At 60.7% G+C, this 12,666-nt stretch carries 10 protein-coding genes and 1 pseudogene; 8 read left to right on the top strand and 3 right to left on the bottom strand.

What is annotated here, in order from left to right:
• Positions 1 to 721 precede the first annotated feature (721 nt).
• On the bottom strand, positions 722 to 2,017 hold the full coding sequence (gbcA, locus tag ACW9I6_RS01425; RefSeq protein WP_003216945.1) for a glycine-betaine demethylase subunit GbcA: 1,296 nt from the start codon (positions 2,015 to 2,017) through the stop codon (positions 722 to 724).
• Positions 2,018 to 2,297: 280 nt separating this feature from the next.
• Here gbcA and gbcB point away from each other — a divergent pair, with 280 nt between their 5' ends.
• Complete coding sequence (gene gbcB, locus ACW9I6_RS01430) at positions 2,298 to 3,398, top strand: glycine-betaine demethylase subunit GbcB (protein ID WP_457338765.1); 1,101 nt, start codon at positions 2,298 to 2,300, stop codon at positions 3,396 to 3,398.
• Between the two features lie 122 nt (positions 3,399 to 3,520).
• Here the strand turns inward: gbcB and ACW9I6_RS01435 are convergent, their stop codons facing one another.
• Both ACW9I6_RS01435 and ACW9I6_RS01440 read right to left on the bottom strand, forming a co-directional pair.
• Positions 3,521 to 3,721 (bottom strand): hypothetical protein, encoded by a 201-nt coding sequence (locus tag ACW9I6_RS01435; protein ID WP_003209176.1) that lies wholly within the window; start codon positions 3,719 to 3,721, stop codon positions 3,521 to 3,523.
• A 182-nt stretch (positions 3,722 to 3,903) separates the two neighbouring features.
• The gene (locus ACW9I6_RS01440) at positions 3,904 to 4,944 is read right to left on the bottom strand and encodes a threonine aldolase family protein (RefSeq protein ID WP_010167499.1); all 1,041 of its coding nucleotides are present in this window, start codon (positions 4,942 to 4,944) and stop codon (positions 3,904 to 3,906) included.
• Positions 4,945 to 5,034: 90 nt separating this feature from the next.
• Between ACW9I6_RS01440 and ACW9I6_RS01445 the strand changes: the two genes are divergently transcribed.
• The 7 genes and pseudogenes from ACW9I6_RS01445 (at position 5,035) to ACW9I6_RS01475 (ending at position 12,646) form a co-directional block, all read left to right on the top strand.
• Positions 5,035 to 5,763 (top strand): TraX family protein, encoded by a 729-nt coding sequence (locus ACW9I6_RS01445; protein ID WP_301050745.1) that lies wholly within the window; start codon positions 5,035 to 5,037, stop codon positions 5,761 to 5,763.
• A gap of 18 nt (positions 5,764 to 5,781) precedes the next feature.
• Positions 5,782 to 5,868: pseudogene (locus tag ACW9I6_RS01450) on the top strand (outer membrane lipoprotein carrier protein LolA); the annotation flags it as partial.
• Between the two features lie 154 nt (positions 5,869 to 6,022).
• Positions 6,023 to 7,276, top strand: coding sequence for a serine hydroxymethyltransferase (glyA, locus tag ACW9I6_RS01455; protein WP_008434333.1), 1,254 nt, complete (start codon positions 6,023 to 6,025; stop codon positions 7,274 to 7,276).
• 22 nt (positions 7,277 to 7,298) lie between these two features.
• Positions 7,299 to 8,549 (top strand): sarcosine oxidase subunit beta, encoded by a 1,251-nt coding sequence (locus tag ACW9I6_RS01460; RefSeq protein ID WP_003209185.1) that lies wholly within the window; start codon positions 7,299 to 7,301, stop codon positions 8,547 to 8,549.
• A 15-nt stretch (positions 8,550 to 8,564) separates the two neighbouring features.
• Positions 8,565 to 8,867 (top strand): sarcosine oxidase subunit delta, encoded by a 303-nt coding sequence (locus ACW9I6_RS01465; RefSeq protein WP_003209187.1) that lies wholly within the window; start codon positions 8,565 to 8,567, stop codon positions 8,865 to 8,867.
• On the top strand, positions 8,864 to 11,881 hold the full coding sequence (locus tag ACW9I6_RS01470) for a sarcosine oxidase subunit alpha (protein WP_457338766.1): 3,018 nt from the start codon (positions 8,864 to 8,866) through the stop codon (positions 11,879 to 11,881). The genes ACW9I6_RS01465 and ACW9I6_RS01470 overlap by 4 nt, the downstream gene beginning before the upstream one ends.
• Positions 11,882 to 12,013: 132 nt before the next feature.
• A complete protein-coding gene (locus ACW9I6_RS01475) occupies positions 12,014 to 12,646 on the top strand; it encodes a sarcosine oxidase subunit gamma (RefSeq protein ID WP_008434339.1) in 633 nt (210 codons plus the stop codon).
• Positions 12,647 to 12,666 lie beyond the last annotated feature (20 nt).

Genomic DNA, 12,666 nt, shown 5'->3' on the forward strand with positions numbered 1-12,666 from the left:
TCAGTCGACGCATCTATTGACTGATACATCGCCTTCGCGAGCAAGCCCGCTCCCACACTGTGTTGCGGCGATTGTGGCTTTACCCACAATCCCTGTTAACCCACCTGTGGATAACCTGTTCGCGGCTGTCCACACCCCATGCAAATCAAGCCCTCCAGCTCGCTGTACGAAAAATAACCAACCTAACTGACGGTTTTTCCTTGGGTTTTTCTGTGGATAAGGAAAATACCCGGGACAGACTTGCCCCCAAAGTCTGTTGGTGCTTCTGTGGATAAGATGTTCGCTATCCGCTGTAGGCCATATAACGCGTGGCTTACAGTGCGTTGATTAAAATGTAACCAATATCGCTATTCCGGCTGGTTTTTGCTTTCAAAGCCGCGATTTTCCTCGGTTTAAGCCGGTTTTCCACAGATGGCCCAAAGTTGCCCCCAAAGTCTGTTGGCGCTTCTGTGGATAAGGTGTTTGCGTTCCTCTGTAGCCCATGCAGGACGTGGCTTTCAGGCTTTAGGTCAAAAAATGATCAATGTGGGATAAAACCGGTACCTTTGAATAAGTCACGGATTTTATTGGTTTTATTTCGACGGGAAAGCGCAGTTGCCCACAATTGCTGTGGGTGGCTTTGTGGATAAGTTGTTGGGCAATGGCTGGAAGGCAGGAAAGCAGGGGTCTGTCAGAGACCTGGCTGTTTTTTGTACAGTTCAGGTCCCTGTCACTGTATGGCTTACTCGTGGACCGCGACGCCTTTCAGATACGGCGCTGGCGCCGCCCCCAGGTTGCTCAGCATCCGCTCGCTGTACCAGTCCACAAAGTTGACCACACCAAACTCATAAGTCTTGGAGTACGGCCCTGGCTGGTACGCGGTGGAGTTGATGCCACGCTGGTTCTCTTCGGCCAGGCGACGGTCCTGGTCATTGGTGGCGTCCCACACTTTGCGCATGCGCTCGACGTCGTAGTCCACACCCTCCACGGCGTCCTTGTGCACGATCCACTTGGTGGTGACCATGGTTTCCTGGGCACTGATCGGCCACACGGTGAACACAATGATGTGGTCGCCCATGCAGTGGTTCCACGAGTGAGGCAGGTGCAGGATGCGCATCGAGCCCAGGTCCGGGTTCTTGATGCGGCCCATCAGCTTGTTGCAGCCTTGCTTGCCGTCGAGGGTCATCGACACGGTGCCCTTGAGCAGCGGCATGCGCACGATGCGGTTACGCAGGCCGAAGCTGGCGTGGGCGTAAGGGATCTTTTCGGCATCCCAGGCGGCGGCGGAGGCGGCCACGTGGTCCTTGAAGGCCTGGTCGGCCCGCGGGTCGGTAACGTCGTCCCATTCCAGCAGGGTTTTCAACAGTTCCGGGTGCGACGCGTTGCAGTGGTAGCACTCGCGGTTGTTTTCCAGCACCAGCTTCCAGTTGGCTTTTTCAAACAAGGTGGTCTGGATCGCCACCTTGGTGTTCTCCATGTCGTAGGGTTCCATGTAGTGGCTCAAGGTCGACAGGAAGTCGTCGATGGCCGGCGGGTTCTCCGACAGGCTGATAAAGATGTAGCCACCGGCGGTCTTCACATTCACCGGCTTGAGGCCGTATTGCTTCATGTCGAAGTCGGCGCCCATTTCGGTACCGGCGAACAGCAGGCGGCCGTCCAGTTCATAGGTCCACTGGTGGTAATGGCACACCAGCTTGGCGACCTTGCCCTTGTCGCTGGTGCACAGGCGCGAACCGCGGTGGCGGCACACGTTATGGAATGCGTGCACCACACCATCGGCGCCACGGATCACGATGATCGGGTTCTTGCCCACTTGCAGGGTGATGTAGTTGCCCTTGGCGGGGATCTCGCAGGTCATGCCGGCGATCAACCACTCTTTCTGGAAAATTTCCTGCATGTCGATATCGAACAGCCGTTCATCAGAGTAAAACGGCTGCGGCAGCGAAAAGGTCCGCTCGCGTTCTTGCAGCATTTGCGCAGTGGCCTTGCGTGCGGGTTCCAGCGGATCGCCCAAGCTTAAGGTTGCGGTGACGTCCATCGTGTGTGTCCTCATGGCCATTCTGTGTGGCCGGCGAATAGTGGCTAGGTTTTGCAGCAAGGCGTAAAGAAAGCGTCTTTGTTGGGAGCGAGTGTGGGCCCCACAACGGCCAGAACCTTATCCATGAACGACATGGCCCACTCTGTTCCCGACGCGCAACCCCCGTGGTATGGGGGCTGGTCGCGATAAGTATGTGAATGTCGCAGATAGGTAAATGGGTGGTTCTCGTGTTACGCAGAATCGCCACCATAAGGCCGATCACACGGCTATGGAGAACAGCATGTCCAACAGCTTCCTGAACCCGGTAACAACCCAGACCTGGGCCAATGGTCGGCACATCGTCCGTTGCGTCAAAGTCATCCAGGAAACCTGGGACGTGCGCACCTTCTGCTTTATGGCCGACCAGCCGATCCTGTTCTTTTTCAAGCCCGGGCAGTTCGTCACCCTGGAGTTGGAAATCGACGGCCAGCCGATCATGCGTTCGTACACTATTTCCAGTTCGCCGTCGGTGCCTTACAGCTTTTCGGTGACCATCAAGCGCGTGCCGGGCGGCAAGGTATCCAACTGGTTGCATGACACGCTGCACGAAGGCCAGGAGCTGGCGGTGCACGGGCCGGTGGGGCTGTTCAATGCCATCGACTTCCCGAGCCCGAAAGTGCTGTACCTCAGTGGTGGTGTCGGTATTACCCCGGTGATGTCCATGGCGCGCTGGTTCTACGACACCAACGCCAACGTCGACATGACGTTTATCCACAGCGCCCGCTCGCCAAAGGACATCATTTACCACCGCGAGCTGGAGCATATGGCGTCGCGGATTGATAACTTCAGCCTGCACCTGATTTGCGAAAAACACGGCCTGGGTGAGCCCTGGGCCGGTTATCGCGGTTACCTCAACCACAAGATGCTCGAACTGATGGTGCCGGACTTCCTGGAGCGGGAAGTCTTCTGTTGCGGCCCGACGCCTTACATGAACGCGGTAAAGCGCCTGCTGGAAGCCGCCGGCTTCGACATGAGCCACTACCACGAGGAATCCTTTGGCGCGACGCCACCGGAAGCCCGGGCCGACGCGGTGGAGCAAGCCGAACAAGCGGCGGATGCGCCGGAAATCGACCTGGCGGACCTGCATCAGGTGGAATTCATTGCCTCTGGCAAGAGCATCCGCGTGGCACCGGGCGAGACCGTGCACGCAGCGGCGGCCAAGCTTGGCCTGCTGATTCCGAAAGCTTGCGGCATGGGGATCTGTGGGACGTGCAAGGTGCTGAAGCTGGGCGGGGAGGTCGAGATGGACCACAACGGCGGGATCACCGAGGAAGACGAAGCCGAGGGTTACATCCTGTCGTGCTGCAGCGTGCCGAAGGGTGATGTGCGCATCGAGTTCTAATGATCGTTCCCACGCTCCGCGTGGGAATGCCTCCTTGGACGCTCCGCGTCCCGTCCCGCTGTGTGACGCGGAGCGTCACGGGCTGCATTCCCACGCAGAGCGTGGGAACGATCAGTTAGAGGTTATTGGGCATAGATATGCACGACGAAGTGCTGGCCGGATGCTGTCAGTTCATAGACCTTGTCAGTGATCCGCAGTGTCCTCGTCGGTTCGCTGATGGTGTCACCGATTTTCGCGGATTTTCTGAATTCGTCCCAGTCGATGACGGTGGTGCTGATAGTGCCTTCGCCTAGCAAGTTGTTTCCGTAGCGTTGCGCTTCCATGGTGTTGCCCTCTGCTGGATTTCCGTTTCCGGCCGATTATTCGGCTGGCGGTTAGTCCCGAAAGGCGGCCTTTTCCTTCCGGGTTCCAAGAGGCTAGTCAATGAAAACGAAGTTGGTTGCTGTCAGAAATATCAAAAAACAGTCTCGGCCTTTCGCCATTATCTGAGGGGCTGATGCCTACTTCAGGCGCTCATCACTTCCCGAATATCGGCGGCTAATTCTCTTACGCGTTCTTCCTCGGTATCCCACGCGCACATGAACCGCGCGCCGCCTTTACCGATGAAGGTGTAGAAGCGCCAGCCCTTGGCCGTCAGCGCGGCAATTGCCGGTTCCGACAGTTGCAGGAATACGCCGTTGGCCTGGACCGGGAACATCAACTCCACACCCGGGATATCCGCCACCAGGCTGCTGAGCAATTGTGCACAGTGGTTGGCGTGGCGGGCGTGTTTGAGCCAGGCGTCGTTTTCCAGCAGGCCCACCCACGGGGCGGAGAGGAAGCGCATCTTTGAGGCAAGCTGCCCGGCCTGCTTGCAGCGGTAGTCGAAGTCTTCGGCCAGCTTGTGGTTGAAGAACAGGATCGCTTCACCCACGGCCATGCCGTTCTTGGTGCCACCAAAGCACAGCACGTCGACCCCGGCTTTCCAGGTCAGGTCGGCCGGCGAGCAGCCGAGGAATGCGCAGGCGTTGGAGAAGCGTGCGCCGTCCATGTGCAGGTTCAGCCCCAGTTCCTTGCAGGTGACGCTGATGGCGCGGATTTCTTCCGGGGTGTAGACGCTGCCGACTTCGGTGGCCTGGGTCAGGGTCACGACGCGGGGTTTCGGGTAGTGAATGTCCTGGCGCTTGAGGGCGATCTCGCGGATCGACTCCGGGGTCAGCTTGCCGTTTTCGGTGCGGGCAGTGAGCAGCTTGGAGCCGTTGGAGAAAAACTCCGGCGCGCCGCATTCGTCGGTTTCGACGTGGGCGGTTTCCGAGCAGATCACGCTATGGTAGCTCTGGCACAAGGAGGACAGCGCCAGGGAGTTGGCTGCGGTACCGTTGAAGGCGAAGAACACTTCGCAGTCGGTTTCGAACAGTTTGCGGAAACCGTCGGCGGCGCGGTGGGTCCATTCATCATCGCCATAGGCGCGTTGATGGCCCTGGTTGGCGAGTTCCATGGCGGCCCAGGCTTCCGGGCAGATGCCGGAATAGTTGTCGCTGGCGAATTGTTGGCTCTTGTCGGTCATGGCCCAGTCCTGTGGTCGATGTTGGTGCGCACTTTACCCAAGATTGTCGGGCGGGCGCACGCACTGTTAATGCAAAGTCATTGGGGAATTATGCACGGTTCTGAAAGCGTTCCTGTAAGCCGCGTCCGCGATGGCGCCCTGGACCTGCTCAAGTGGCTGGCGCTGCTGAGTATGGTGCTGGACCACCTGCGGTATGTCGGTTTGAGCCTGGACGGGCTGTATGTGCCGGGGCGCCTGGCGTTCCCGTGGTTTTGCCTGGCGATCGCGGCGAATTTGCATCGGGTCAAGGACGCGCCGGTGACGGGGCAGTGGCGCTATCTGGGCTGGTTGCTGCTGTTCAGTGTGATCAGTGAGGTGCCGTACCGGATGTTCATCGACGACGCCGACACGCTGAACGTACTGCCGACCCTGGCGCTGGGTTTGCTGGTTGCCCGGGGATGGCAGCAGAAGACGGTTATTGATCGAGGATTGGCGTTGATCGCGCTGGTTTTGGCGGGGTTGTTTTCGGCGCAGTTGATGTTCGGTTTTTTTGGTGTGCTGCTGCCGTTGGCGATGTTGCTGGTGTTTCGCCGGCCGTGGTATTTCAGCGTGCTGCCGGGTGTGGTGTGCCTGGCTGCCAACCAATGGCAGGTCCTGCTCGACAGCGGCACGCTGGTGGCGATGCTGGGATTGGCGACATGCCTGATTGCGCCGCTGGCCGGATTGGTCTTGTTGCGACATGCCGGGCAGGTATCGCCACCGGCCATGCGGCGCTGGGCGTATGCGCTTTATCCTGCGCATTTCCTGCTGCTGCTACTCCTTCGAAAGATCATCGCCTAACCCCTTGTAGGAGCGAGCTTGCTCGCGAAAAACGTCAACGATTACGAGGGCTGTCTGGATGCGCGCGGCGCCCTCAGGTTTTTCGCGAGCAAGCTCGCTCCTACAAATGCCGGGGGCCATGTCGTAAACGCACCTTTGCGTGGCGTCCATAGGCATTTGACCTCTCTGCGCCAGCCCTACCATCGCATCAAAGGGCCCCTCCGTCGTGCGGCGGCCCCAACAATACGATTGGCGCACCGCCGCCGCTGGGAGAGACGCGATGTTCAGCAAGCAAGACCAGATCCAGGGTTATGACGATGCACTGCTGGCGGCCATGAATGCCGAGGAGCAGCGCCAGGAAGATCATATCGAGCTGATCGCGTCAGAGAACTACACCAGCAAGCGTGTCATGGAAGCCCAGGGCAGCGGCCTCACCAACAAGTACGCCGAAGGTTACCCGGGCAAGCGCTACTACGGCGGCTGCGAACATGTGGACAAGGTTGAAGTGCTGGCCATCGAGCGCGCCAAGCAACTGTTCGGCGCCGACTATGCCAACGTGCAGCCGCACTCCGGTTCGTCCGCCAACAGTGCGGTGTACCTGGCGCTGTTGAACGCCGGCGACACCATCCTCGGCATGAGCCTGGCCCACGGCGGCCACCTGACCCACGGCGCCAAAGTGTCGTCCTCGGGCAAGCTGTACAACGCGGTGCAATACGGCATCGACACCAACACCGGGCTGATCGACTACGACGAAGTCGAGCGCCTGGCCGTGGAGCACAAGCCGAAGATGATCGTGGCGGGTTTTTCCGCCTACTCCAAGACCCTGGATTTCCCGCGCTTTCGCCAGATCGCCGACAAGGTCGGTGCGCTGCTGTTCGTCGACATGGCCCACGTCGCCGGCCTGGTAGCCGCTGGTCTGTACCCGAACCCGCTGCCCTACGCCGATGTGGTCACCACCACCACCCACAAGACCCTGCGCGGTCCACGTGGCGGGTTGATACTGGCCAAGTCCAACGAAGAAATTGAAAAGAAACTCAACTCTGCGGTATTCCCGGGCGCCCAGGGCGGCCCGCTGATGCACGTGATCGCCGGCAAGGCGGTGTGCTTCAAGGAAGCCCAGGAACCAGGTTTCAAGGCCTATCAACAGCAAGTGATCGACAACGCCCAGGCCATGGCCGGCGTGTTTATCAAACGCGGCTACGATGTAGTGTCCGGCGGCACCGATAACCACCTGTTCCTGGTCAGCCTGATCCGTCAGGGCCTCACCGGCAAAGATGCGGACGCCGCCCTCGGTCGCGCTCACATCACCGTCAACAAGAACGCCGTGCCCAACGACCCGCAGTCGCCGTTCGTGACCTCGGGCCTGCGTATCGGCACGCCGGCGGTGACCACACGCGGCTTCAAAGTGACCCAATGCCTGGAGTTGGCCGGCTGGATCTGCGACATCCTCGACAACCTCGGCGACGCCGATGTGGAGGCCAACGTCGCCAAGCATGTGGCCGCCCTGTGCGCTGATTTCCCGGTTTATCGCTGAGCGCGGTTTTGGAGTAATGACTATGCAACGCTACTCGGGCTTCGGCCTCTTCAAGCACTCACTCAGCCACCACGAAAACTGGCAGAAGATGTGGCGCACGCCCACCCCGAAAAAGGTCTACGACGTGGTCATCGTCGGCGGCGGCGGGCATGGTCTGGCGACGGCTTACTACCTGGCCAAGGAGCACGGCATCACCAACGTGGCAGTGGTCGAGAAAGGCTGGCTGGGCGGCGGTAACACCGCGCGCAACACCACCATCGTGCGGTCCAACTACCTGTGGGACGAGTCGGCGCACCTGTACGAACACGCGATGAAACTCTGGGAAGGTTTGTCCCAGGATTTGAACTACAACGTGATGTTCTCCCAGCGTGGCGTCTACAACCTGTGCCACACCCTGCAGGATATCCGTGACTCCGAGCGTCGCGTCAGCGCCAACCGCCTGAACGGTGTGGACGGCGAACTGCTCAACGCCAAACAAGTGGCCGATGAGATTCCGTACCTCGACTGCTCCAAGAACACTCGCTACCCGGTAATGGGCGCCACCGTGCAACGGCGCGGCGGCGTGGCCCGTCACGATGCCGTGGCCTGGGGCTTTGCCCGCGCCGCTGACGCACTGGGCGTGGACCTGATCCAGCAGACCGAAGTGATCGGTTTCCGCAAGGAAAACGGTGTGTGCATCGGCGTGGAAACCAACAAAGGCTTCATCGGCGCCAAGCGCGTCGGCGTGGTGACGGCGGGTAACTCCGGCCACATGGCTTCGCTCGCGGGCTTCCGCCTGCCGATCGAATCCCACCCGCTGCAAGCACTGGTGTCGGAGCCGATCAAACCGATTATCGACAGCGTGATCATGTCCAACGCCGTGCACGGTTACATCAGCCAGTCCGACAAGGGCGACCTGGTGATCGGCGCCGGTATCGACGGCTACAACGGCTATGGCCAGCGCGGCTCGTACCCGGTGATCGAGCACACCATCCAGGCCATCGTCGAGATGTTCCCGGTGCTGTCCCGCGTGCGCATGAACCGCCAGTGGGGCGGCATCGTCGACACCACGCCGGATGCCTGCCCGATCATCTCCAAGACCCCGGTCCCGAACATGTTCTTCAACTGCGGTTGGGGCACCGGTGGTTTTAAAGCGACTCCAGGCTCAGGCAACGTATTTGCCGCCAGCCTGGCCAAGGGTGAAATGCACCCATTGGCAGCTCCATTCTCCATCGACCGTTTCCACAACGGCGCGCTGATCGACGAACACGGCGCTGCGGCCGTCGCCCACTAACAGGAGAAATTCCCTATGTTGCATATCTTCTGTCCTCACTGTGGCGAACTGCGCTCCGAAGAGGAATTCCACGCCTCCGGCCAAGCGCACATCCCGCGCCCACTGGACCCGAACACCTGCACCGACGAGGAGTGGGGCGACTACATGTTCTTCCGCGACAACCCGCGCGGCCTGCACCACGAACTGTGGATTCACGCTGCCGGTTGCCGCCAGTATTTCAACGCGACCCGCGACACCGTGACCTACGAAATTCTTGAAACCTACAAGATAGGCACCAAGCCGCAATTCACCGCCAAGGCTTCTGGAGAGAAGGTATGAGCCAGATCAATCGCCTGTCCAACGGTGGCCGGATCGACCGCAACAAAGCCCTGAGCTTCACCTTCAACGGCCAGAGCTACAAAGGCTTTGAAGGCGACACATTGGCCGCTGCGCTGCTGGCAAACGGCGTCGACATCATCGGTCGCAGCTTCAAGTATTCCCGCCCGCGCGGCATCTTCGCCGCCGGTGCCGAAGAGCCGAACGCGGTGCTGCAGATCGGCGCCACCGAAGCCACGCAAATCCCCAACGTGCGCGCCACGCAACAGGCGCTGTACCAGGGTTTGGTCGCCACCAGCACCAACGGCTGGCCGAGCGTGAACAACGACATGATGGGCATTCTCGGCAAGGTCGGCGGCAAGCTGATGCCGCCGGGTTTCTACTACAAAACCTTCATGTACCCGCAATCGTTCTGGATGACTTACGAGAAGTACATTCGTAAGGCAGCCGGTCTTGGCCGCTCGCCGACCGAGAACGATCCGGACACCTACGACTACATGAACCGTCATTGCGACGTGCTGATTGTGGGCGCGGGCCCTGCCGGCCTGGCGGCTGCGTTGGCGGCTGCCCGCAGTGGCGCCCGGGTGATCATCGCGGACGAACAGGAAGAGTTCGGCGGCTCCTTGCTGGATTCCCGCGAAAGCCTCGATGGCAAGCCGGCGGCTGAATGGGTCGCCAGTGTTATTGCGGAACTGAAATCCCTGCCGGACGTGGTGCTGCTGCCTCGCGCCACCGTCAACGGTTACCACGACCATAACTTCCTGACCATTCACGAGCGCCTCACCGACCACCTCGGTGACCGTGCGCCGATCGGCCAGGTGCGTCAGCGTATCCACCGGGTTCGCGCCAAGCGCGTGGTGTTGGCCACTGGTGCGTGCGAGCGTCCGCTGGTGTACGGCAACAACGACGTACCGGGCAACATGCTGGCGGGAGCGGTCTCCACTTACGTGCGTCGCTACGGCGTGGCACCGGGCAAGAATCTGGTGCTGTCGACCAACAACGATCACGCCTACCGCGTGGCGCTGGACTGGTTCGACGCCGGCCTCAGCGTTGTCGCCGTAGCCGATGCCCGCCACAATCCACGGGGCGCGCTGGTTGAAGAGGCGCGTGCCAAAGGCATTCGCATCCTCACCGGCAGCGCCGTGATCGAGGCCCGTGGCAGCAAGCACGTCACTGGCGCCCGTGTTGCGGCCATCGATGTCAAAGCTCATAAAGTCACCAGCCCCGGCGAGTGGCTGGAGTGCGACCTGGTCGCCAGCTCCGGCGGCTACAGCCCGGTGGTCCACCTGGCCTCGCACCTGGGCGGCAAGCCGACCTGGCGTGAAGACATCCTCGGTTTTGTACCGGGCGAAGCACCGCAGAAACGCGTGTGCGTCGGTGGCATCAATGGCGTCTACGGCCTCGGCGATTCCCTGGCCGACGGTTTTGAAGGTGGCGTGCGCGCTGCCAGCGAAGCCGGGTTTGCGCCGGTGGAAGGTACGCTGCCCAAAGCCTTGAGCCGTCTGGAAGAACCGACCCTGGCGCTGTTCCAGGTACCTCACGAGAAAGCTACCGCACGGGCGCCGAAGCAATTTGTCGACCTGCAGAATGACGTCACCGCGGCCGCCATCGAACTCGCCACCCGCGAGGGTTTCGAGTCGGTGGAGCACGTCAAGCGCTACACCGCACTGGGCTTCGGCACTGACCAGGGCAAGCTCGGCAACGTCAACGGCCTGGCCATCGCGGCCCGTTCGCTGAACGTGACCATCCCGCAGATGGGCACCACCATGTTCCGTCCCAACTACACGCCGGTAACCTTCGGCGCGGTAGCAGGCCGGCACTGTGGGCACATCTTCGAGCCGGTGCGCTACACCGCACTGCAAGCCTGGCACGTGAAAAACGGCGCCGAGTTTGAGGACGTCGGCCAGTGGAAACGCCCATGGTATTTCCCGCGCAACGGTGAAGACCTGCACGCCGCAGTGAAGCGCGAATGCCTGGCCGTGCGTGACAGCGTCGGCCTGCTGGACGCGTCCACCCTCGGCAAGATCGACATCCAGGGCCCGGATGCCCGCGAGTTCCTCAACCGCATCTACAGCAACGCCTGGACCAAGCTCGACGTGGGCAAGGCCCGCTACGGCCTGATGTGCAAGGAAGACGGCATGGTCTTCGACGACGGCGTCACCGCTTGTCTGGCCGACAACCACTTCCTGATGACCACCACCACCGGCGGCGCAGCGCGCGTACTGCAGTGGCTGGAAATCTACCAGCAGACCGAATGGCCAGACCTCAAGGTGTACTTCACCTCCGTCACCGATCACTGGGCAACCATGACCTTGTCCGGCCCCAACAGCCGCAAGCTGTTGAGCGAAGTCACCGACATCGACCTGGACAAGGACGGTTTCCCGTTCATGACCTGGAAAGAAGGCCTGGTAGGCGGCGTGCCGGCACGGGTGTTCCGGATTTCGTTTACCGGTGAGCTGTCGTACGAAGTCAACGTGCAGGCCGACTACGCCATGGGCGTGCTCGAGAAAATCGTCGAGGCCGGCAAGCAGTACAACCTGACGCCTTACGGCACCGAGACCATGCACGTGCTGCGGGCCGAGAAGGGTTTCATCATCGTTGGCCAGGATACCGACGGCTCGATGACCCCGGACGACCTGAACATGGGCTGGTGTGTAGGCCGCACCAAACCGTTCTCGTGGCTCGGCTGGCGCGGGATGAATCGCGAGGATTGCGTGCGTGAAGACCGCAAGCAGCTTGTCGGACTCAAGCCGATCGACCCGAACGTGTGGCTGCCGGAAGGCGCGCAGTTGGTGTTCGACGCCAAGCAGACGATCCCGATGAAGATGGTCGGCCACGTCACCTCCAGTTATGCCCATAACTCCCTCGGTTATTCGTTTGCCATGGGCGTGGTGAAGGGCGGCTTGAAGCGCATCGGCGAGCGGGTGTTTGCACCGCTGGCGGATGGCAGCGTGATCGAGGCGGAGATTGTTTCTTCGGTGTTCTTTGATCCTAAAGGCGATCGTCAGAACATCTGACAGACCGAGTCGCCTGCATCGCAGGCAAGCCAGCTCCCACAGTTGGAATGCATTCCCCTGTGGGAGCCGGGCTTGCCCGCGATGAGGCCAGAACAGTCACCGCAAGACCTACAGAATTCAAACAGGTGCTTTATGACAGCAGCCAATGTTTACCAACAACGCCCCACCTCCGGAGCCAAGGCCGAGTCGTCGCTGCACCATGCCGACCTCGCCAGCCTGGTAGGCAAGGGCCGCAAGAATGCCGGCGTGACCGTGCGTGAAAAGAAACTGCTGGGCCACCTGACCATTCGTGGCGATGGCCATGACGCAGCCTTCGCCGCCGGTGTGCACAAAGCCTTGGGTATCGAATTGCCCGGTGCCCTGCAAGTCATCGTCAAGGGCGAGACCAGCCTGCAATGGCTCGGTCCGGATGAGTGGTTGCTGGTAGTGCCAGGCGGTGAGGAATTCGCCGCCGAGCAAAGTTTGCGTGAGGCGCTGGGTGATTTGCATATCCAGGTCGTCAACGTCAGCGGCGGCCAGCAGATTCTCGAACTCAGCGGCCCGAACGTGCGCGATGTACTGATGAAATCCACCAGCTACGACGTGCACCCCAACAGCTTCCCGGTGGGCAAGGCGGTGGGCACGGTGTTTGCCAAGTCGCAATTGGTGATTCGCCATACTGCTGAAGACACCTGGGAGCTGGTGATTCGTCGCAGCTTCTCGGATTACTGGTGGCTGTGGTTGCAGGATGCGGCGGCTGAGTATGGTTTAAGCGTCCAGGCCTGATCGTTCCCACGCTCCGCGTG

This window comes from Pseudomonas sp. SDO5522_S412, from assembly GCF_054071215.1.

Bases quoted from the DNA above. Each gene is read 5' to 3' on its own strand.
- glyA (WP_008434333.1), top strand. From the start codon at position 6,023: ATGTTCAGCAAGCAAGACCAGATCCAGGGTTATGACGATGCACTGCTG.
- gbcB (WP_457338765.1), top strand. From the start codon at position 2,298: ATGTCCAACAGCTTCCTGAACCCGGTAACAACCCAGACCTGGGCCAAT.
- ACW9I6_RS01475 (WP_008434339.1), top strand. From the start codon at position 12,014: ATGACAGCAGCCAATGTTTACCAACAACGCCCCACCTCCGGAGCCAAG.
- ACW9I6_RS01465 (WP_003209187.1), top strand. From the start codon at position 8,565: ATGTTGCATATCTTCTGTCCTCACTGTGGCGAACTGCGCTCCGAAGAG.
- ACW9I6_RS01470 (WP_457338766.1), top strand. From the start codon at position 8,864: ATGAGCCAGATCAATCGCCTGTCCAACGGTGGCCGGATCGACCGCAAC.
- ACW9I6_RS01440 (WP_010167499.1), bottom strand. From the start codon at position 4,944: ATGACCGACAAGAGCCAACAATTCGCCAGCGACAACTATTCCGGCATC.
- ACW9I6_RS01445 (WP_301050745.1), top strand. From the start codon at position 5,035: ATGCACGGTTCTGAAAGCGTTCCTGTAAGCCGCGTCCGCGATGGCGCC.
- gbcA (WP_003216945.1), bottom strand. From the start codon at position 2,017: ATGGACGTCACCGCAACCTTAAGCTTGGGCGATCCGCTGGAACCCGCA.
- ACW9I6_RS01460 (WP_003209185.1), top strand. From the start codon at position 7,299: ATGCAACGCTACTCGGGCTTCGGCCTCTTCAAGCACTCACTCAGCCAC.
- ACW9I6_RS01435 (WP_003209176.1), bottom strand. From the start codon at position 3,721: ATGGAAGCGCAACGCTACGGAAACAACTTGCTAGGCGAAGGCACTATC.